Origin of the sequence: Citrobacter amalonaticus (assembly GCF_018323885.1) — a bacterium.
In the GTDB taxonomy this organism is placed as follows: Bacteria; Pseudomonadota; Gammaproteobacteria; order Enterobacterales; family Enterobacteriaceae; genus Citrobacter_A; species Citrobacter_A amalonaticus.
Window position 1 is genome coordinate 218,324 of the sequence record NZ_AP024585.1, and the last position, 21,481, is coordinate 239,804.

General features: G+C 55.1%; 17 protein-coding genes, 1 tRNA gene, 2 other RNA genes and 1 pseudogene. 13 read left to right on the forward strand and 8 right to left on the reverse strand.

What is annotated here, in order from left to right; genetic code table 11:
* Positions 1-3 precede the first annotated feature (3 nt).
* The 5 genes from KI228_RS01065 to KI228_RS01085 form a co-directional block, all read right to left on the reverse strand.
* The gene (locus KI228_RS01065) at positions 4-1,284 is read right to left on the reverse strand and encodes an MFS transporter (protein ID WP_044253759.1); all 1,281 of its coding nucleotides are present in this window, start codon (positions 1,282-1,284) and stop codon (positions 4-6) included.
* A gap of 67 nt (positions 1,285-1,351) precedes the next feature.
* On the reverse strand, positions 1,352-2,290 hold the full coding sequence (locus KI228_RS01070; RefSeq protein WP_042998566.1) for a sugar kinase: 939 nt from the start codon (positions 2,288-2,290) through the stop codon (positions 1,352-1,354).
* A gap of 3 nt (positions 2,291-2,293) precedes the next feature.
* A complete protein-coding gene (locus KI228_RS01075; protein ID WP_061069351.1) occupies positions 2,294-3,043 on the reverse strand; it encodes a sugar phosphate isomerase/epimerase family protein in 750 nt (249 codons plus the stop codon).
* A 100-nt stretch (positions 3,044-3,143) separates the two neighbouring features.
* On the reverse strand, positions 3,144-4,160 hold the full coding sequence (locus KI228_RS01080) for a LacI family DNA-binding transcriptional regulator (RefSeq protein ID WP_042998564.1): 1,017 nt from the start codon (positions 4,158-4,160) through the stop codon (positions 3,144-3,146).
* 122 nt (positions 4,161-4,282) lie between these two features.
* A complete protein-coding gene (locus KI228_RS01085; RefSeq protein ID WP_042998563.1) occupies positions 4,283-4,945 on the reverse strand; it encodes an OmpA family lipoprotein in 663 nt (220 codons plus the stop codon).
* 154 nt (positions 4,946-5,099) lie between these two features.
* Here KI228_RS01085 and KI228_RS01090 point away from each other — a divergent pair, with 154 nt between their 5' ends.
* Positions 5,100-7,424, forward strand: a complete 2,325-nt coding sequence (locus KI228_RS01090) for a molybdopterin guanine dinucleotide-containing S/N-oxide reductase (protein WP_141227368.1) — start codon at positions 5,100-5,102, stop codon at positions 7,422-7,424.
* Here KI228_RS01090 and KI228_RS01095 read toward each other — a convergent pair.
* Entirely contained in the window at positions 7,402-7,833 is a 432-nt protein-coding gene (locus tag KI228_RS01095; RefSeq protein ID WP_042998562.1) for an N-acetyltransferase, read from the reverse strand. The genes KI228_RS01090 and KI228_RS01095 overlap by 23 nt on opposite strands.
* On the reverse strand, positions 7,814-8,392 hold the full coding sequence (tag, locus tag KI228_RS01100) for a DNA-3-methyladenine glycosylase I (RefSeq protein ID WP_042998561.1): 579 nt from the start codon (positions 8,390-8,392) through the stop codon (positions 7,814-7,816). The genes KI228_RS01095 and tag overlap by 20 nt, the downstream gene beginning before the upstream one ends.
* 156 nt (positions 8,393-8,548) lie before the next feature.
* Between tag and KI228_RS01105 the strand changes: the two genes are divergently transcribed.
* The 11 genes from KI228_RS01105 to dppF all read left to right on the forward strand — a co-directional run bounded on the left by KI228_RS01105 (position 8,549) and on the right by dppF (position 19,548).
* Positions 8,549-9,250, forward strand: coding sequence for an autotransporter outer membrane beta-barrel domain-containing protein (locus tag KI228_RS01105; protein ID WP_061069349.1), 702 nt, complete (start codon positions 8,549-8,551; stop codon positions 9,248-9,250).
* A 231-nt stretch (positions 9,251-9,481) separates the two neighbouring features.
* A complete protein-coding gene (locus KI228_RS01110) occupies positions 9,482-10,684 on the forward strand; it encodes an L-lactate MFS transporter (RefSeq protein ID WP_044253750.1) in 1,203 nt (400 codons plus the stop codon).
* 262 nt (positions 10,685-10,946) lie between these two features.
* The gene (eptB, locus tag KI228_RS01115; protein ID WP_058587423.1) at positions 10,947-12,638 is read left to right on the forward strand and encodes a kdo(2)-lipid A phosphoethanolamine 7''-transferase; all 1,692 of its coding nucleotides are present in this window, start codon (positions 10,947-10,949) and stop codon (positions 12,636-12,638) included.
* Between the two features lie 91 nt (positions 12,639-12,729).
* A tRNA-Pro gene (locus tag KI228_RS01120) sits at positions 12,730-12,806 on the forward strand.
* A 32-nt stretch (positions 12,807-12,838) separates the two neighbouring features.
* Positions 12,839-12,971, forward strand: a non-coding RNA gene (locus KI228_RS01125) — RtT sRNA.
* Between the two features lie 32 nt (positions 12,972-13,003).
* Positions 13,004-13,136: non-coding RNA, RtT sRNA (locus KI228_RS01130), on the forward strand.
* 708 nt (positions 13,137-13,844) lie between these two features.
* Positions 13,845-15,452, forward strand: a complete 1,608-nt coding sequence (gene dppA / locus KI228_RS01135) for a dipeptide ABC transporter periplasmic-binding protein DppA (RefSeq protein ID WP_044253744.1) — start codon at positions 13,845-13,847, stop codon at positions 15,450-15,452.
* Between the two features lie 160 nt (positions 15,453-15,612).
* Complete coding sequence (gene dppB / locus KI228_RS01140; RefSeq protein WP_042998556.1) at positions 15,613-16,632, forward strand: dipeptide ABC transporter permease DppB; 1,020 nt, start codon at positions 15,613-15,615, stop codon at positions 16,630-16,632.
* Positions 16,633-16,641: 9 nt separating this feature from the next.
* Complete coding sequence (dppC, locus tag KI228_RS01145; RefSeq protein WP_042998555.1) at positions 16,642-17,544, forward strand: dipeptide ABC transporter permease DppC; 903 nt, start codon at positions 16,642-16,644, stop codon at positions 17,542-17,544.
* A 10-nt stretch (positions 17,545-17,554) separates the two neighbouring features.
* Positions 17,555-18,538, forward strand: coding sequence for a dipeptide ABC transporter ATP-binding protein (gene dppD / locus KI228_RS01150; protein ID WP_042998554.1), 984 nt, complete (start codon positions 17,555-17,557; stop codon positions 18,536-18,538).
* The gene (gene dppF / locus KI228_RS01155; RefSeq protein WP_042998553.1) at positions 18,535-19,548 is read left to right on the forward strand and encodes a dipeptide ABC transporter ATP-binding subunit DppF; all 1,014 of its coding nucleotides are present in this window, start codon (positions 18,535-18,537) and stop codon (positions 19,546-19,548) included. The genes dppD and dppF overlap by 4 nt, the downstream gene beginning before the upstream one ends.
* A 65-nt stretch (positions 19,549-19,613) precedes the next feature.
* Here dppF and KI228_RS01160 read toward each other — a convergent pair whose 3' ends face one another.
* Positions 19,614-20,912, reverse strand: coding sequence for an SLC5/6 family protein (locus tag KI228_RS01160; protein ID WP_042998552.1), 1,299 nt, complete (start codon positions 20,910-20,912; stop codon positions 19,614-19,616).
* 421 nt (positions 20,913-21,333) lie between these two features.
* Between KI228_RS01160 and KI228_RS01165 the strand changes: the two are divergent.
* Positions 21,334-21,402, forward strand: a pseudogene (locus KI228_RS01165) (type I toxin-antitoxin system toxin Ldr family protein); the annotation flags it as partial.
* Between the last annotated feature and the right edge of the window lie 79 nt (positions 21,403-21,481).

Here is a 21,481-nt window from a genome sequence, read left to right on the forward strand (position 1 = left end):
AGTTTACGCGTGGCGTGCGCCAACCGGGACGTGCTGATTATTAGCAGGCTTAACAATTAAAGTTAGCCATACTGAGGCGAAAAGCGCCACCCCCATAAAAATGTACGAGGCGGACGGGCTGCCGGTGGCGCCGTTGAGGTAACCGACAAACCACGAGCCGAGGAACGAGCCCAGCGCGCCCATACTGTTGATTAGCGCCATTGCGCCACCGGCAACGTTGCGCGGCAACATCTCCGGAATGATGGCGAAAAACGGGCCATACGGGGCGTACATCGCCGCACCGGCAATCACCAGCAGGGTATAAGAGGCCCAGAAGTTATTCGCGCCGACGGCCCAGGAACCGATAAAAGCGCACGCGGCAATCAGCAGCAGAGGCCAGACGAACAGCTTACGGTTCTGTAATTTATCCGAGGCCCAGGAGGCGATAATCATCGCCACGGTGGCTGCCAGATACGGGACAGAAGAGAGCCAGCCCACTTCGACCATTCCCAGATTCGCGCCGCCTTCGCGGATGATTGATGGCAGCCACAGCACGAAGCCGTAGACGCCAATACTCCAGGTGAAATATTGCATGCATAACAGGATCACATTACGGGAGCGGAACGCTTCGCCGTAGTTGCGTACAGCCTTAATCCCCTGCTGCTCTTGTTCGAGTTGCGTTTGCAACGCCGTTTTTTCTGACTCGGTCAGCCAACCGACCTGCGCCGGTTTGTCTTTCACCAGCACCCACCAGCAGAAGGCCCACAGAATGGCGGGAACCCCTTCGATGATGAACATCTCACGCCAGCCGAGCGCCTGGATCAGGTAACCAGACACCACTGACATCCACAGGACCGTCACCGGGTTACCGAGGATCAGGAAGGTATTTGCTCGCGAACGCTCCGACTTCGTAAACCAGTTACTGATGTAAATCAGCATCGCTGGCATAACAGCGGCTTCCACTACCCCGAGAATAAAGCGAATAGCGGCCAGCGCCGGGATATTGCTGACCATCCCGGTCAGCGACGCGCAACCGCCCCATAAAATCAGGCAGACAAAAATCAGTTTGCGCACGCTCCGGCGTTCGGCATACACCGCGCCGGGGATCTGAAAGAAGAAATAGCCGAGGAAGAACAGGGCGCCGAGCAGGGATGAGATCCCTTTGGTGATGCCAAGGTCTTCGTTAATGCCCGCGGCGGACGCGAAGCTGAAGTTTGCACGGTCAAGATACGCCAGGCTATACGTGATGAACACGATAGGCATGATGTACAACCAGCGTTTTGCTGCATTTGTTGAGTTTGCCATAATCAACCTCTGTTGTTTCTGCCGCCGCTGTCTGTAGGGTACAGGGGGCTGTTATCATTACGTAAGGTTATTCGCCTAACGTTTCACGTGTGGGTAAGCCTTCGCTGTCGCCCTGCACCTGAATGGCCAGTGCGCCAATTTTGTTGCCGCGTGTGACGGCCTGCGACAGCGTACGACCTTCCAGTAAGGCGCTGATGACGCCGACGGCAAAGCCATCGCCGGCACCGACCGTATCGACTACGTTGTCCACTTTGACCGGGGCAACGCTGCCTTTTTCGCCGTCGGCGGTTTTATACCAGGCGCCGTCTGCGCCTGTTTTCAGCACCACGGCTTTCACGCCGTGACGAAGATAGAAATCCGCAATCCCTTCTGGTGTCTGTTGTCCGGTTAAAATCATCCCTTCCTTCAGGCCCGGTAATACCCAGTCGGCCTGGAATGCGAGACGATTCAGTTTCTCAACCATCTCGGCTTCACTTTTCCACAGCACCGGACGCAGGTTGGGGTCAAATGAGAGTGTCTTGCCCTGGGCTTTCATCGTGCGCGCCGTGTGCGCCAGCAGTTCATAGGAACTGGGGGAAAGCGCCGCAGCGACGCCGCTCAGATGCAGATGACGGGCACTGGAGAAATACGCGTCGTGGTAGTCCGCAACGGACAGATGGCTGGCGGCGGATCCTTTACGGAAATACTCCACAATGGGATCGGTTCCATTTTCAACTTTAGATTTTAGCTGAAAGCCGGTTGCGTAGCGCTCATCCAGGGTGACTCCCTGCGCATCAATCCCCTCTTTTTTCAGTGAGTTGAGAACAAAGCGACCAAAGCTGTCGTTACCTACGCGGCTCACCCAGCCGACTTTCAGTCCCAGTCGTGCCAGGCCGGTGGCAACGTTCAGTTCGGCACCGGCAACACGCTTGATAAATTGCTCAACCTCGGCCAGATCGCCGGTCTGCGTTGCTACAAACATCGCCATCGCTTCGCCGATTGTGATGACATCCAGTGAATGCTTCATGCCTTACTCCTTACGTAACAAATCGACGTAGTGGCGGGTAACCGCAGTCAGATCGGCCCCTTCCAGCGGGAATTCAATGCCGCGCGGAACGTCGGTGGGCAACAACTTGAGCAGGTCGAGCCAGCGGGGCTCTGCCTGGTCCGGGGGAACGGCGCGATAGCTGTCGTGGTGCGCGGTGGCGGCTTTAACGTGAACATAACCCACTGACTTCGCCAGTTGATGAGCGGCCTCTTCCGGCGAATCGCCTACCCACAGCCAGTTGCCCATATCAAACGTCAGGTGTACAGGCAGCGCATGTTGCTGACAGGCGGCGTTAAAACGTTGCATGGGGGCCAGTCGTCCGCAGGCGGTCTGGTCGTTCTCGACTACCAGCGCCATACCGCTGCTTTCCAGCCAGTCGCGCAGGGTGTCAAATTGTTCTGCGTGGACAAAATGGCCCAGCGAAACCTTCAGCCATAGCGCGCGCAGCGTTTGCGCTTCCTGAAGCAGTGACGGCAGTTGTAGATTGAGGCGGCCATCGTCCATGAACAGCGGTTGTGGCGCGGAATAGCAGGCCAGCAGATCGAAGCATTCGATGGCTGACGCCAGTGTGGACAGGGCGCTGAGCTCAGCGTCAGTAAACAGTTCGCGGCGAATTTCGACGCCGTCTGCACCTGCACCGGCAATGATAGGCAGCATCGCGGTTTGTCCGCCGGCAGCGCGGACAGTGTCGTGGCCATAGGCAGCGGTGACCACTATCAGTTTTCTTTGCATAGGAACTCCAGAACTCACGCTAATGTGATTACGCTAGATGGAACCGGTTCCAAAGGAAAGCATGATGTGTCGAAATTATGATCACCATCACGAAGGAAAATTAACGGGCAGTGGAGCCGCGAACGATCAGCTCGCCGGAGAAAACCTGTTCATGAATGGCGTCGCTGCCGCCTTCAATCCGACGAACCACTTGTTCGACAGCGGCATAACCAATCTGCCACGTGGGTTGTTTCAGGGTCGTGATCCCGACCCCTGCCAGTTCGGCCCATTCCAGCTCATCGAACCCCAACAGACCAATATCGCTGCCCCAGTTGAGGCCAATGCGCTTCAGTGAACGGGCGACCTGAAGGGTGAGCGCACCGTTAGCGGAAATCACTGCCTTGCGCATCCCGCGATGCTGCTGGTGGAACTGGCGTAAGGTGTTATCGAGTTGCGTATTCTCGGAAAGCGGAACTTCGGCGTTTTCGGCGACAACGCCCGGATAACGTGCCAGTGTTGCCCGAAAGGCGCTCAGACGTTCACGACGGGTATTGACCATCCCCAGCGGTTCGCTGAGAAACAGCAGTGCTTCAAAGCCTTGTTCAATCAGGTGTTCGGTGGCGGTGGTGGCGGCCTGAGTGTTGTCCAGCCCGACGACGTCGCAGGCGAAGTCAGGGATTTTGCGATCGATCAGTACCATCGGCAACGCGGACTGTTGCAGGCGATTCAACCCCTCTTCACGCATCCCCACGGCGTTGACCACAATACCTTCGACCTGATAACTGCGCAGCAGATCGAGATAGTGCAATTCCTGGTTCACCTCGTTATTGGTGTTACAGACCAGTGGAGTAAAGCCTTTCTCGCGACAGGCGGCCTCGATACCGCTTAACACGTGGACGGAATAGGGGTTGGTGATATCGGCAATGATCAGGCCAATCAAACGGGTGCGACCTCGTTTCAGGCCACGAGCCATCAGGCTGGGGCGATAGTCGAGATCGGCAATGGCTTTTTCAATACGCGCCAGCAGGGCATCGGAAAGCAGGTGTTTTTCGCCGTTGAGATAACGTGAAATGCTGGTTTTACCGGTTTTTGCCGCTTTCGCGACATCGCTGATGGTGGGGCGTGTTGATTTGCTCATCGCTGAATTCCTTGCTTTGGGTGAGCATACCTTAGCGCGAAAAGACCCGGCGACGCTACGCTTACCGGGCCTGTTGGTGGGTTTAAAGCCGGGGAAGGCAATGCCGCCACCCGGCACAATCGTTACTGAATCGGACTTAACGTAATTTCGACACGACGGTTCTGGGCTTTCCCTTCCGCCGTGCTGTTGCTGGCGATCGGATTTGCCGGACCCATGCCGCTGGTGCGGATGCGGTTGGCGGCAACGCCCTGGGTGATCAGTGCGCTGGCCACGCTGTCCGCACGCTGCTGTGACAGACGCATGTTCAGATCCTGGCCGCCGGTGCTGTCGGTATACCCGATCACATTGACGGCGGTTTTTTCGTATTCCTTCAGTACCATCGCCACGCCGGTCAACGTGTTGGCACCTGCCGGTTTCAGGGTCGCGCTGCTGCTATCAAAGGTGACGTTATTCGGCATATTCAAAATGATGTTATCGCCACTTCGCGTCACGCTTACGCCGGTTCCCTGCATTTTGTCGCGCAGTTTTGCTTCCTGGACGTCCATGTAATAACCGACGCCGCCGCCGAGCGCTGCCCCTGCCGCGGCACCAATCAGTGCGCCTTTACCGCGATCCTTCTTCGACGAGGAGAGAGCGCCGATACCCGCGCCCACCAGCGATCCAATGCCTGCGCCAATGCCAGATTTACCCGCTTCGCGTTCGCCGGTGTAAGGGTTGGTTGTGCAGCCAGAAACCGCCAGGGCGCCGCTCACGATAGCGGCAATGACTAAAACACGTTTCTTCATCTTAATTCCTTAATGACATTCTTATTTTTTGCCACAGCGACCGTGGCGGTTGATTATGACGTGTGTAGATGAAGAAAATTCCAGGGATCTCTCTGAAATTTGTAAGTAACATTGAACGCCGTAATACATCATCTCATCTGCAGGAGCGCCTGGCTTGACGACGCATTATTCGGTGTTAACCGCCGCCCATTGGGGGCCAATACTTGTCGAAACGGACGGAGAAACAGTGCTCTCCTCCCGGGGGGCGCTGCCCACTTCGCATCCCAATTCGCTGCAAAGCGCGGTTCGCGATCAGGTGCACAGTCAAAGCCGGGTACGCTATCCGATGGTACGAAAAGGGTTTCTGGCTTCGCCGGAACAACCGCAGGGTGTGCGCGGGCAGGATGAGTTTGTGCGTGTGAGCTGGGACGAGGCGCTGGCGTTGATTCATGCGCAGCATAAACGCATTCGCGATACGTATGGCCCCGCCTCCATTTTTGCCGGTTCTTACGGCTGGCGTTCCAACGGTGTTCTGCACAAGTCGGCGACGTTATTACAACGTTATATGGCGCTGGCGGGCGGCTATACCGGACATCTGGGCGACTATTCTACCGGCGCGGCGCAGGCCATCATGCCGTACGTGGTGGGCGGTAGCGAGGTTTACCAGCAGCAAAGCAGCTGGCCGGTGATTCTCGAACACAGCGAGGTGGTGGTGTTATGGAGTGCCAACCCGCTGAATACCCTGAAAATTGCCTGGAATGCGTCGGATGAACAGGGGATCCCTTACTTTGACGCGCTGCGCGAAAGCGGGAAACGGCTGATCTGCATTGATCCCATGCGATCGGAAACCGTTGATTTCTTTGGCGACAAAATGGAATGGATTGCGCCGCACATGGGGACTGACGTGGCGCTGATGCTTGGCATCGCGCATACGCTGGTAGAACATGGCTGGCATGACGAGGCGTTTCTTGCCCGCTGTACCACGGGCTATGAGGTCTTTTCAGACTATCTGTTGGGCGTGAGCGACGGTATTGCCAAAACGGCAGAGTGGGCGGACCCGATTTGCGGCGTTCCGGCGGCGAAAATCCGTGAACTGGCAGAATTGTTCCATAAAAATACCACTATGCTGATGGCCGGTTGGGGCATGCAACGCCAGCAGTTTGGCGAACAAAAGCACTGGATGATTGTCACCCTGTCCGCCATGCTGGGCCAGCCTGGCATACCTGGCGGTGGTTTTGGTCTTTCCTATCACTTTGCTAACGGGGGGAATCCGACCCGCCGTTCTGCGGTGCTGGCGTCAATGCAGGGCAGCCTGCAAGGCGGGACCGACGCGGTGGAGAAAATCCCGGTGGCGCGCATTGTGGAAGCGCTGGAAAACCCCGGCGCGCCGTATCAGCATAACGGGATGAACCGCCACTTCCCGGATATCCGCTTCATCTGGTGGGCGGGTGGGGCGAATTTTACCCATCACCAGGACACCAACCGACTGATTCGCGCCTGGCAAAAACCGGAGCTGGTGGTCATCTCGGAATGCTTCTGGACCGCTGCCGCGAAGCACGCTGATATTGTGTTGCCGGCAACCACTTCCTTTGAGCGTAACGATCTCACCATGACCGGGGATTACAGTAACCAGCATCTGGTGCCCATGAAGCAGGTCGTGCCGCCGCAGTACGAAGCGCGCAATGATTTCGATGTTTTTGCCGCGCTGAGCGAACGCTGGGAAGCGGGCGGTTATCAACGCTTTACCGAAGGGAAGAGCGAACTGGAATGGCTGGAGACGTTTTATACGATTGCCGGGCAGCGCGGGGCCAGCCAGCAGGTGACGCTGCCGCCGTTTGCCGAATTCTGGGAAGCGAATCAACTGATTGAAATGCCGGAAAATCCGGTCAATGCGCAGTTTATCCGCTTTGCGGATTTTCGTCGTGACCCGGACGCGCATCCGCTGAAAACCGACAGCGGTAAGATCGAGATTTACTCACAGCGAATTGCCGGTTACGGCTATGCAGATTGCCCCGGACACCCGATGTGGCTGGAACCGGATGAGTGGCACGGCAACGCCGAACCGGAGCAACTACAGATTGTGTCGGCGCACCCGGCGCATCGTCTGCACAGCCAGCTTAACTACAGTCACCTGCGTGAACGGTATGCGGTGGCAGATCGTGAGCCGGTGACGATTCACCCGCAGGATGCTCAGGCGCGCGGAATCCGTGACGGTGATGTGGTACGCATCTGGAATCACCGTGGTCAGATCCTTGCAGGCGCCGTGGTCACTGACGGTATCAAACCTGGTGTTATCTGCATTCATGAAGGGGCATGGCCGGACCTTGACCCTGCCGCGGGAGGCATCTGTAAAAACGGCGCGGTGAATGTGCTGACCAAAGACCTGCCCAGTTCGCGTCTGGGGAACGGCTGCGCGGGCAATACCGCGCTGGCGTGGCTGGAGAAATACAGCGGGCCAGCGCTTACGCTTACGGCGTTTACTCCGCCCGCCAGCCCATAATCCAGGTGGGATGCTGGGTATCTTCCTGCCATGCGCTGTCTTCGATACGAAAGCCCAGCGCGTGGTAGAAATTCACCGCGTTCTGGTTTTTTTGGTATACCTCAAGGCTCAGCACGTCAAAACACTGCTGAACATGCTGTACCAGCGCTTTCCCTATCCCGCTACGTAACGCATCCGGGGCGACAAACAACGCCCCTAAAAAACGCCCGTCCATGACGCTCACAAACCCTTTCAGCGCCTCGTCTTCCTCCCAGACCCAGGTTCTGGCGGCGGGCAGGTAAACATCGCGCACCACTGCCTCGCTCTCATGCCAGTAGCGTTCTGCGATAAAAGGATGCGCATAGATGGTGCTTTCCAACCACAACGCCAGCAATGGCGTCATGTCAGCACTATGAAACTCGCGAATCATGTTTATCTCCTGGATGACAGAAACAGCCGGTGATGTGGTCATTGACCAGTCCGCAGGCCTGCATGAAGGAGTAGCAAATAGTGGTGCCGACGAACTTGAATCCCCGTTTTTTTAACGCTTTCGACAGGGCGTCGGAGGCGGGCGTGGAGGTCGGGATTTCGCCCAACGCGGCGGCGCGGGTGATTTGTGGCTGGTTATCCACGAATGACCAGACGAAGTCGGCAAACGGTTCGCCGTTTTGCTCCATCGCCAGGTATGCCCGGGCATTGCCGATGATGGCCTGAATTTTCCCCCGATGGCGGATGATCCCGGCATCAAGCAGCAGTCTTTCCACATCGTCTTCCTGCATGGCTGCCACGCGGATGGGATCGAACTGGTGGAAGTTAGTGCGATAATTCTCGCGTTTCTTGAGGACGGTGATCCACGAAAGGCCAGCCTGTTGGCCTTCCAGACAGATCATTTCGAACAGTTTTTTACCGTCGTGCTCGGGTACGCCCCATTCGTTATCATGATAGGCAATATAAAGGGGGTCCTGACTGACCCAACCGCAACGTTCCATACTTCCCTCGCTCTTTGACTTGCCATAAAAATATCGTTCCGGGTGCCTTGACGCTCCCGCGAAAAAGACAATATTTAATACAGGGCTTTCGCCTGTCATCCTTAATTACAATGACAATAATATCGCCGATTTCGGCTCTCTTCTGGAGTCGCATTGATGATGATAAAAAAATGCAGTGGTCGCCGGGAAATTATTCTCCTGGCGAGCGTCGTAGTTTGTTCGCTTTACATCAACACAGCCCGTGCCTGGCAGCAAGAATATATCGTTGATAATACGCCTGGATATACGACTGAACGCTATACATGGGACAGCGATCACCAACCGCGCTATGACGACATTCTGGCGGAACGTATCCGGACGACACAAACTGTGCCGGGTCTGGCGGTGAATCTTGAGCAAGCTTCACCCACGGAGGCCACCAGCGGCATGAGTATGGGCTGGAATTTTCCCGTCTCTGGCGACATCACGACCGGACCGGTGGCGGCATTACATTACGATGGCACCACGCCCGCTATTTATAACGAATTTGGCGATAGCGTGGTCAGCCAGTCGCCCGACCCGTTATGGCATGCCAGTGTCAGTACGCTGGGCTGGCGGGTGAATTCGCAGTTTGGCGATCTGCGACCGTGGGCGCAAATCAGCTATAACCAGCAGTTTGGCGAAAATATCTGGAAGGCGCAGTCGGGACTCAGTCGAATGACGGCGACCACTCAGGACAACAACTGGATGGACGTGACGGTAGGCGCAGATATGCTGCTCAATCAGCACATGGCGGCTTATGCTGCGCTCTCGCAGGCGGAAAATACCGCCAACAGTACCGACTACCTCTACACGATGGGGGTAAGTGCCAGGTTTTAACCTGCAATTTACAATTTAAACGCAGTGATAACAGTGTTTGTGGCGATAGTAGGCACTAACTGACCGGGAAAAAATTCATTCAATGAATTTTTGTCTCGTCATTCATTCCGCATTCCAGGCATTTCATTCCGTTCTGATGGCACTTCATGCCGTTTTTTCCCTGCATAAAATGCATTTCGTTATGGTTGTTGGCAGAGAATTTATCCCTTTTGCTTATGCAGGAAGACTGCCATGAAAACCGCATCGTATCAGCGCACCCGTTGGTTGACCCTTATCGGTACCATCATTACGCAATTCGCCTTAGGTTCTGTGTATACTTGGAGCCTGTTTAATGGCGTGCTTTCAGAAAAACTGGGTGAACCCGTCAGCCAGGTGGCTTTTTCCTTCGGCCTGTTGAGCTTAGGTCTGGCGATCTCCTCTTCTGTCGCCGGGAAGTTACAGGAACGTTTTGGCGTGAAGCGCGTCACCATGGCGTCCGGTATTCTGCTCGGGCTGGGTTTCTTCCTGACCGCGCACTCCAGTAACCTGATGATGCTGTGGCTGAGCGCAGGCGTGCTGGTAGGCCTGGCCGATGGCGCGGGCTATCTGTTAACACTGTCCAACTGCGTGAAGTGGTTCCCGGAGCGTAAAGGGCTAATTTCTGCCTTTGCCATTGGTTCTTATGGTCTGGGAAGCCTGGGTTTCAAATTTATCGACAGCCAACTTCTGGCAACCGTTGGTCTGGAAAACACCTTTGTGATTTGGGGCGCGATTGTGCTGGTGATGATTGTCTTCGGCTCTACGCTAATGAAAGATGCGCCGAATCAGGAGGTCAAAACGCAAAATGGTGTTGTAGAAAACGACTACACCCTGGCACAATCTATGCGTAAACCGCAGTACTGGATGCTGGCGGTGATGTTCCTGACGGCGTGCATGAGCGGACTGTATGTGATTGGCGTGGCGAAAGATATCGCTCAGGGGCTGGCGCATATGGACGTGGCGTCGGCGGCCAATGCGGTGACGGTGATTTCTATTGCTAACCTCTCCGGCCGTCTGGTGCTGGGGATCCTGTCCGATAAAATTGCCCGTATCCGTGTGATCACCATTGGTCAGGTGGTGTCGCTGGTGGGGATGGCCGCTCTGCTGTTTGCGCCGCTGAATGCGCTGACTTTCTTTGCTGCCATTGCCTGCATCGCCTTTAACTTTGGCGGGACGATCACCGTCTTCCCGTCACTGGTCAGCGAGTTCTTCGGTCTGAACAATCTGGCGAAAAATTATGGTGTGATTTATCTCGGCTTTGGGATTGGCAGCATCTGCGGTTCGATTATCGCGTCGCTGTTCGGTGGGTTCTACGTGACTTTCTGTGTCATCTTTGCATTGTTGATTCTCTCACTGGCGCTCTCCACCACCATTCGTCAGCCAAAACGCGAGGTGCTGGAAATGGCACACGCCTGATATCCGGTAAGATTTTCTACAGGCCAGCCGATGAGCTGGCCTTTTTTTGTTATATCTGCTGTGAATAGTCTGCTTTCAAACTTGATTTTTTGTAAATATCTCTTTCGATCACATTCTCTGTTGCCACTTTCTTTGCTGCTTGTGGTCTACTTAGCCGCGCGTGTCGATTTTACTATTTGACTACCTTCGCAATTTCACCTGCCCGGCGGATGTCGCCGTTGCGCAGGCTGTGTTAACCCCTCGATTTCCAGGGCTTGCTTGCATGAGATACATTACGTCGATGTCGCAGCAAAAGCTGAGTTTTTTGCTCGCGATCTATATCGGTCTGTTTATGAATGGCGCGGTTTACCTCCGTCGGTTTGACGGTTACGCGCAAGACTTTACCCTCTGGAATGGAATCTCCGCGGTGGTTGAACTGGCTGGCACTGTGCTGGCAACGTTCTTCTTTTTACGACTCCTGTCACTGATGGGCAGGACGGTGTGGCGTGTTCTGGCTTCGTTGCTGGTGCTGATTTCAGCGGGCGCAAGTTATTACATGACCTTTATGAACGTGATGATCGGTTACGGCATCGTTGCCTCGGTCATGACCACGGATATCGATCTCTCCAAAGAGGTGGTCGGCTGGACGTTTGTCCTCTGGCTGGTGGCGGTGAGTCTTCTCCCGCTGATCTTCATCTGGTTTAACCGCTCGACGGATACCTTCTGGCGTCAGCTCTGCACGCCAAAAGTGCGCTGGCGCAGCGCGCTGATTGTGCTGATGGCGGGGCTGCTGGTCTGGGTGCCAATTCGTCTTCTGGAGATGCATCAGAAGCGTGCCGATCGTATTGCCGGTGTCGATATGCCGAGTTACGGCGGCGTACTGGCGAACTCTTATCTGCCGTCAAACTGGCTGTCTGCACTGGGCCTGTATGCCTGGGCGCAGGTGGATGAATCATCGGATAACAAATCGCTCATCAACCCGGCGAAGAAATTCACCTATACCCCGACACAGAACCTGGATGACACTTACGTGATTTTCATTATTGGTGAAACTACACGCTGGGATCATATGGGAATGTTAGGCTATGAACGCGACACCACGCCGAAGCTTGCCAAAGAGAAGAACGTCGTGATGTATCGTGGTTATTCCTGCGATACCGCGACGAAACTGTCGCTGCGCTGTATGTTCGTTCGTCAGGGTGGGGCCGAAGACAACCCACAGCGTACGCTGAAAGAGCAAAACGTCTTTGCGGTGCTCAAGCAGTTAGGCTTTAGTTCCGATCTCTACGCGATGCAGAGTGAAATGTGGTTTTACAGCAACACGATGGCCGACAACATTGCCTATCGCGAACAGATTGCTGCTGAGCCGCGTAACCGGGGTAAAGCCGTGGATGACATGCTGCTGGTCAATGAGGTTGATCGTTCGCTGCAGGAAAACCCGCAGGGTAAGCATCTGATTGTGCTGCACACTAAGGGCTCTCACTACAACTACACTCAGCGTTATCCGCGCGAGTTCGCTCAGTGGAAGCCGGAATGTTACGCTATCGATCGTAAGTGCCCAAAAGACCTGATGATTAATTCATACGATAACTCGATTACCTACGTCGATCATTTTATCGACACGGTGATTGATCAGGTACGCGATAAGAAAGCGATTGTGTTTTACGCTGCCGACCACGGTGAGTCAATCAATGAGCGCGAGCACCTGCACGGTACGCCACGTAAGATGGCGCCACCGGAGCAGTTCCGCGTGCCGATGATGGTCTGGATGTCTGATAAATACCTGGAGAACCCGGCCAACGCCCAGGCGTTTGCGCACCTGAAGAAGGAAGCGGAAATGAAGGTGCCGCGCCGTCATGTGGAGCTGTACGACACCATCATGGGTTGTCTCGGTTATACCTCGCCGAATGGCGGAATTAATGAGAACAACAACTGGTGTCATCTCCCTGACGGACAGAAAAACGTCGCGCAGTAAGCGGGCTGACGACTTTCTCGCCGATCAAAGGGCATTTTGATACTAAGGGATTGACGGGGGCGCACCTGCGCAGTAAGATGCGCCCCGCATTCGGTGATTGGCGCAGCCTGGTAGCGCACTTCGTTCGGGACGAAGGGGTCGGAGGTTCGAATCCTCTATCACCGACCAAATTTAAAACCCTGCTCAACGAGCAGGGTTTTTTGCATTCGAAGCCTGGGAGGATGAGAACCTCCGGGGGAAGAGGTTCGACTCGAGCGGAGCGAGAGAACGTTGCGACAGCAACGGCCCGCAGGGCGAGCCACGACGTGGCGAGTTATCCTCTATCACCGACCAAATTCAAAACCCTGCTCAACGAGCAGGGTTTTTTGCATTCAGCGCCTGAGAGGATGAGAACCTCCGGGGGAAGAGGTTCGACTCGAGCGGAGCGAGAGAACGTTGCGATAGCAACGGCCCGCAGGGCGAGCCACGACGTGGCGAGTTATCCTCTATCACCGACCAAATTCAAAACCCTGCTCAACGAGCAGGGTTTTTTGCTTTTGTAGGCCTGATAAGCGAAGCGCCATCAGGCATTCGGTGCACACTGCCGGATGGCGGCATTCGCCTTATCCCGCCTACGAAATCGCATCATCAGGTAAATATCCATTCTTGCGGAACATCAACAAAAAAGTGCGCATCACTTCTCACTATTTGTTAACGGTTTTGTGACATATTCCATTGTCTTTTTTTATCTATGCATGAATCTTTTTTTGCGTTACTTATGGCTGGCGCTAGCATTTTCCGCTGTGCGTTTTAACGTTCGTGGGATTTATCGCTCAGATATGCAGCATTTCGTCAGAAATTTTTCATATTCTGCACGATTGTTAATCACCAAATGTTGCGAAATATTAAGGTGTTTATTCTGGTGTTCTGGGCGTAGCATAAATTTCTCTGCTGAAAATACCCGCCTGAAGTTTTTTTAATCTTTGTTTGCGAATTCTCACCGTTGTTGTAAATCATGGATACCTGTATTGACGTTTTCACATTCTGTTGACAGATTGTAGGGCATGAGGGGCATTTCATGGAGAATCCGCGCTGCTACTCAGTCGTTTATGTGAACGGAATCCCCACCTCTTAACGCCGACCCAGCCGGTTAAAAAACAAAAAAGGCCAGGCGGTGCAAACCCACTGCAAAGGGTAAAACAACAACATCACATTTGGAGCAGAAGAATGAGTATTTCCTTGAAGAAGTCAGGGATGCTGAAGCTTGGTCTGAGCCTTGTGGCTATGACTGTCGCAGCAAGTGTACAAGCTAAAACTCTGGTTTATTGTTCAGAAGGTTCACCTGAAGGGTTCAACCCGCAGCTGTTTACCTCTGGCACAACCTATGACGCCAGCTCAGTACCTATCTATAACCGTCTGGTTGAATTCAAAACCGGCACCACGGAAGTTATTCCGGGCCTCGCTGAAAAGTGGGAAATCAGTGAAGACGGTAAAACCTACACCTTCCACCTGCGTCAGGGCGTGAAGTGGCAGGACAATAAAGAGTTCAAACCGACGCGTGATTTCAACGCCGATGACGTGGTGTTCTCTTTCGATCGTCAGAAAAACGCACAGAACCCGTACCACAAAGTCTCTGGCGGCAGCTATGAATACTTTGAAGGCATGGGCCTGCAAGACCTGATCAGTGAAGTGAAGAAAGTGGACGATAACACAGTTCAGTTCGTGCTGACGCGTCCTGAAGCGCCGTTCCTCGCTGACCTGGCGATGGACTTTGCCTCTATTCTTTCTAAAGAATATGCCGACAATATGATGAAAGCTGGCTCGCCGGAAAAAGTGGACCTGAACCCAATCGGTACCGGTCCGTTCCAGCTGCAGCAGTACCAGAAAGACTCTCGTATTCTCTACAAAGCGTTCGAAGGTTACTGGGGCACTAAGCCGCAGATCGACCGTCTGGTCTTCTCTATTACGCCTGACGCTTCCGTGCGTTACGCCAAACTGCAGAAGAACGAATGCCAGGTGATGCCGTACCCGAACCCGGCTGACATCGCGCGCATGAAGCAGGATAAAAACATCAACCTGCTGGAGCAGGCGGGTCTGAACGTCGGCTATCTCTCTTTCAATACCGAGAAGAAACCGTTTGATGACGTCAAAGTACGTCAGGCGCTGACCTACGCGGTGAACAAAGACGCGATCATCAAAGCCGTTTATCAGGGTGCAGGCGTTGCGGCGAAGAACCTGATCCCGCCAACCATGTGGGGCTATAACGACGACGTTAAAGACTACACCTACGATCCTGAGAAAGCGAAAGCCCTGCTGAAAGAAGCCGGTCAGGATAAAGGCTTTACCGTTGAGCTGTGGGCAATGCCAGTACAGCGTCCGTACAACCCGAACGCTCGCCGTATGGCTGAGATGGTTCAGGCCGACTGGGCGAAGATTGGCGTTCAGGCCAAGATTGTGACCTACGAGTGGGGCGAGTATCTGAAACGCGCCAAAGCGGGTGAGCATCAGGCGGTAATGATGGGCTGGACCGGCGACAATGGGGATCCGGATAACTTCTTCGCGACCCTGTTCAGCTGCGCGGCGGCGAAAGACGGTTCCAACTACTCTCGCTGGTGCTACAAGCCGTTTGAAGATCTGATTCAACCGGCGCGTGCGACCGACGACCACAACAAGCGTATTGAACTCTACAAACAGGCTCAGGTCGTGATGCACGATCAGGCTCCGGCGCTGATCGTGGCTCACTCCACCGTGTACGAGCCAGTGCGTAAAGAAGTCAAAGGCTACGTGGTTGATCCATTAGGTAAACACCACTTCGAAAACGTCTCTATCGAATAATAAAAGCAACGCCAGGTAAGCGCTACACACTGTTAAGTCGGTACGTGTAGCGCCACCCGGCAGTAATGCTTTATCCCCTTCTCATTGAGGAGGGGATAAGATTTGTGAGCAATACAGACTCACGGTTCCAGGCCGTGTGTCATTAGAGAGAATCCGGGTTATGTTGCAGTTCATTCTCCGACGTTTGGGACTCGTCATCCCCACGTTTATCGGTATCACTCTTCTCACCTTTGCTTTTGTCCATATGATCCCCGGCGATCCGGTAATGATCATGGCAGGTGAGCGTGGTATCTCCCCTGAGCGTCATGCTCAACTGTTGGCTGAACTCGGTCTCGATAAGCCGATGTGGCAGCAGTACCTCCATTACATCTGGGGGGTTATGCATGGTGATTTAGGTATCTCGCTGAAAAGCCGTTTACCGGTGTGGGACGAGTTCGTGCCTCGCTTTAAAGCGACGCTGGAACTGGGTGTCTGCGCCATGATTTTCGCTACCGCCGTGGGGATTCCCGTGGGCGTGCTGGCCGCCGTTAAGCGCGGTTCCATTTTCGATCATACTGCTGTTGGCCTGGCGCTGACCGGCTATTCCATGCCGATCTTCTGGTGGGGCATGATGCTGATCATGCTGGTCTCCGTGCAGCTCAACCTGACCCCCGTCTCCGGGCGCGTGAGCGACATGGTGTTCCTTGATGACTCGAACCCGTTGACCGGTTTTATGCTGATCGACACCGCAATCTGGGGTGAAGAGGGCAACTTTATTGATGCTGTGGTGCATATGATCCTGCCCGCGATGGTGCTTGGCACCATCCCTCTGGCAGTGATTGTGCGAATGACTCGTTCATCAATGCTGGAAGTGCTGGGCGAAGATTACATCCGTACCGCGCGTGCCAAAGGGTTGACGCGTATGCGCGTCATCATTATTCACGCGTTGCGTAACGCCATGCTGCCGGTGGTGACCGTGATTGGTCTACAGGTGGGAACGCTGCTGGCGGGCGCCATTCTGACCGAAACCATTTTCTCGTGGCCTGGCCTTGGGCGCTGGCTGATTGATGCGCTGCAACGTCGCGATTATCCGGTTGTGCAGGGTGGGGTGTTACTGGTGGCGACGATGATTATTCTCGTCAACCTGCTGGTCGACCTGCTGTACGGCGTGGTGAACCCGCGTATTCGTCATAAGAAGTAAGGGGCCATCATGTCACAGGTTACTGAAAATAAAGTTATTGCTGCGCCGGTGCCGATGACGCCGATGCAGGAGTTCTGGCACTATTTTAAACGCAACAAGGGCGCTGTGGTGGGGCTGGTGTACGTCGCGATCATGATCCTGATTGCGGTATTCGCCAACTTCCTGGCGCCGTATAACCCGGCTGACCAGTTCCGCGATACCCTGCTGGCACCGCCGGCCTGGCAGGAAGGCGGCACGCTGGCGCATCTGCTGGGAACTGACGACGTGGGCCGCGATATCCTGTCGCGCCTGATGTATGGCGCGCGTCTGTCGTTGCTGGTGGGCTGTCTGGTGGTGGTGCTGTCGCTGGTGATGGGCGTCGTGCTGGGCCTTGTGGCCGGGTATTTCGGCGGCATCGTTGATAACATCATTATGCGTATCGTCGATATCATGCTGGCGCTGCCGAGCCTGCTGCTCGCGCTGGTGCTGGTGGCGGTCTTCGGTCCCTCGATTGGTAACGCCGCGCTGGCACTGACGTTCGTGGCGCTGCCTCACTATGTGCGACTGACGCGCGCCGCTGTGCTGGTGGAGGTCAACCGCGACTACGTGACCGCTTCCCGCGTGGCGGGGGCCGGCGCGATGCGCCAGATGTTCATCAACATCTTCCCGAACTGCCTTGCGCCGCTGATCGTTCAGGCGTCGCTCGGTTTCTCTAACGCCATTCTCGATATGGCCGCGCTTGGCTTCCTGGGCATGGGTGCGCAACCGCCAACACCGGAGTGGGGCACCATGCTCGCTGATGTGTTGCAGTTCGCACAAAGCGCCTGGTGGGTCGTGACCTTCCCGGGTCTGGCGATCCTGCTGACGGTGCTGGCATTTAACCTGATGGGTGACGGTCTGCGTGACGCGCTCGATCCCAAACTGAAGCAGTAAGAGGTTCGAGATGGCGTTATTAAATGTAGATAAATTATCGGTGCATTTCGGCGATGTTGGTTCCGAATTTCGCGCCGTAGACCGCATCAGCTACAGTGTGAATCAGGGCGAAGTGGTTGGTATTGTCGGTGAGTCAGGCTCAGGAAAATCGGTCAGTTCGCTGGCGATTATGGGGCTGATTGATTATCCAGGCCGCGTGATGGCGGAAAATCTGCTGTTCAACGGCCAGGACCTGAAGCGTATTTCTGAGAAAGAGCGCCGTAATCTGGTTGGCGCCGAAGTGGCGATGATTTTCCAGGACCCGATGACCAGCCTGAATCCGTGCTACACCGTCGGTTTCCAGATTATGGAAGCGATCAAGGTGCATCAGGGCGGTAACAAGCAAACCCGTCGTCAGCGGGCGATTGACCTGCTGAACCAGGTGGGGATCCCCGATCCGGCCTCGCGTCTGGACGTGTATCCGCACCAGCTTTCCGGTGGGATGAGCCAGCGCGTGATGATCGCGATGGCAATTGCCTGTCGACCGAAGCTGTTGATTGCCGATGAACCGACGACGGCGCTGGACGTGACCATCCAGGCGCAAATCATCGAGCTGCTGCTGGAACTGCAGCAGAAAGAGAACATGGCGTTGGTGCTCATCACTCATGACCTGGCGCTGGTGGCGGAAGCCGCGCACAAAATCATTGTCATGTACGCCGGTCAGGTGGTGGAAACGGGGGCGGCGCACGATATTTTCCGCGCACCGCGTCATCCTTACACCCAGGCGTTGCTGCGCGCGTTGCCGGAGTTTGCTCAGGATAAAGCGCGACTGGCCTCACTACCTGGCGTGGTGCCGGGGAAATATGACCGCCCGTTGGGCTGTCTGCTGAACCCGCGTTGCCCCTATGCAACGGACAAATGCCGCAGTGAAGAACCTGAACTGGCCCTGCTGGATGGCGGTCGTCAGTCGAAATGTCATTACCCACTCGATGATGCCGGGAGGCCCACACTATGAGTACGCATGAGGCCACCTCGCAACAACCGCTGTTGCAGGCGATCGACCTGAAAAAACACTACCCGGTGAAGAAGGGAATTTTCTCCCCTGAACGTTTGGTGAAAGCGCTCGATGGGGTCTCTTTTACCCTTGAACGCGGCAAAACGCTGGCGGTAGTGGGCGAATCCGGCTGCGGGAAATCCACGCTTGGCCGTCTGCTGACGATGATTGAAACGCCGACCGGCGGTGAACTGTATTACCAGGGACAGGATCTGCTTAAGCACGATCCGCATGCGCAGAAACTGCGTCGGCAGAAAATCCAGATTGTGTTCCAGAACCCGTATGGTTCACTGAATCCGCGTAAGAAAGTGGGTCAGATTCTGGAAGAGCCGCTGCTGATCAACACTTCGCTGAGCAAAGAGCAGCGCCGTGAAAAAGCGCTGGCGATGATGGCGAAAGTGGGGCTGAAAACCGAGCATTACGATCGCTATCCGCACATGTTCTCCGGCGGTCAGCGCCAGCGTATCGCCATTGCCCGTGGGCTGATGCTCGATCCGGATGTGGTGATTGCCGATGAACCGGTCTCTGCGCTCGATGTTTCTGTCCGTGCGCAGGTGCTGAACCTGATGATGGATTTGCAGCAGGAACTGGGGCTGTCCTACGTCTTTATCTCCCACGACCTGTCGGTCGTCGAACACATTGCGGATGAAGTGATGGTGATGTACTTAGGCCGTTGTGTGGAGAAGGGGACGAAGGATCAGATCTTCAATAATCCGCGTCACCCGTATACCCAGGCACTGCTCTCCGCCACGCCGCGTCTGAATCCAGACGAACGCCGCGAGCGCATCAAACTGACCGGCGAGCTGCCCAGCCCGCTGAATCCGCCGCCGGGTTGCGCCTTCAACGCCCGCTGCCGTCGTCGCTTCGGCCCCTGCACCCAGTTGCAGCCGCAGTTGAAAGACTACGACGGTCAACTGGTCGCCTGTTTTGCGGTTGACCAGGATGAGAACCCGCAGAAGACAGCGATCTGACAAAAGTGCCGGATGGCGGCTTCGCCTTACCTGGCCTACAAATTACCGTAGGCCAGGTAAGGCATTTACTCGATCAGCTTCAGTAGCGGCGACAAACAGAGCAAAACGCCGTACAGCAAAATCAGCCAGCTTTTCAGGCCGCGCAGTTTTTCCAACTGGCTGACTTTATAAATCAGGAAGAACGGAATCAGGCAGGAGACGATCCCGTACAGCGGGCTGCCGAGCTGGAAGAACACCAGCACGGAGACGCGGAACGAAACCCAAATCACCAGCGTGGTGACAATAAACGCGCAAATGCCCAGCGTAATGATGCGCGGAGGAATATTTCCGACGTTAACGATGCGCCCCAGTACATTCAAAATGATGCCCTTCATCGCCTCGTGGAACCCCAGGTAGATCCCAAAGAACGCCGTCAGCACCGCAAAGATATTCAGCACCGTCGAGGTGATGTGGATAATCGGGCCTGGAATAACCTGTGCGGCTAACGCCAGCGCCGAAATGTTTTGCTCAAAGGCGGAGACCGCCTCCTCGTGGGTGATGGAGAAGGTAAACGAGAAGGAGAAAAACAGGATCACCGCAATGAGTGTGATATAGCTGATACGGTGCGTGCGAATCGCCATGCGGGTTGCCAGGAGTCTATCCCCTTCACGTTTGCGATAGGCAATATTCATCGGATTAAGAACCTGAATGAAGACTGCCGAAAAGAAGCAGAACGGAATGGTGAGCAACACATCGCGAAAGAATACCGAAGCTTGCGGGAAAGCGGTGATATTGCTCAGGTTCCAGTGTGGGATCATCGCCAGTCCAAACACCACGATGATACCGACTTTCACCACCACCATTGGGCCGGAGATTTTAAAAAGCAACTTCTCGCCGCCGGAGGCGATCGCCACCAGCGCCGCAAAAATTGCCACCTTGTAGATCAATGACTGCGAAAGGTCGGCGTCAGTCAGACCGAAGGTGCGAATGTACGACGCGCTGTCGAACACCACGGAAAGCGAGTAAATAAATATGCCGTGGATAATCATCAGGAAGTAGATCACGCCAAGGAAGACGCCCCAGTTTTTCCCCAGGTAATGGCTGATGACATCGGTATAGTCGTTACAGGTTTCGCTCTCGGAGAGCGTTTTCAGGTAGATATCCTGCACGATCCAGGTGGCCGGATAGGCAATCAAAGAGGCAGTAATAAAGACCCAGATGCCTTTTAACCCAATCTGCACCGGCATTAATACCGTTCCTGCGCCAATCGCCATGCCGATGCACAGCAACACCCAGCCAAAATCGTAGCGGGTAAACGGTAAACTCTGCGACGCCGGTTTGCCGGATACGCGGTGATCGGAAAGTGGTGATGTGTCGTGCTGCATGGAGTCCCCTGCCAAAAAGTGCCGTCACGGCTTGATGACCGCGAGGGGACGCAATTCTACAGAAGAGTGTAGGTCTCTGCCAGTTGGCTGATTGCGAGGCGTCGCGCAAAGCGAAAGCATGTTGGATGTCGGGCCTGGCGGGTTATCGTAGAATCGGCGGTAAGCCGGTGTTTCCCGGTGAGGCGCAGCGTTGCGGGGGCTTACCTTGCACCTCAACGATAGCCGCGAACGGTTGCCATTGCAACACAGGCGGCGATATGGCGTTGACTCAGCCAGGCATGGCTTTCTGGCATGATTTATACCCGTCATACTTCAAGTTGCAGGTGCGTTAGCTGCGCTCGCTCACCCCAGTCACTTACCAGAGAAAGCTCCTGGGGATTCACTCCCTTGCCGCCTTCCTGCAACTCGAATTATTTAGGGTATAGCGGCTCCAGCCATTGCCGGTATCATTGCGGGTATGGTTGTGAACTGGCTACGTAGCAGGAAGTAATGCGCTGATGGGCGTCTGCCTGCCGCAGTGGCAACATGCGCCCGAACCAGGCCGCAAGGGCGATCCTTGCGGCCTGGTT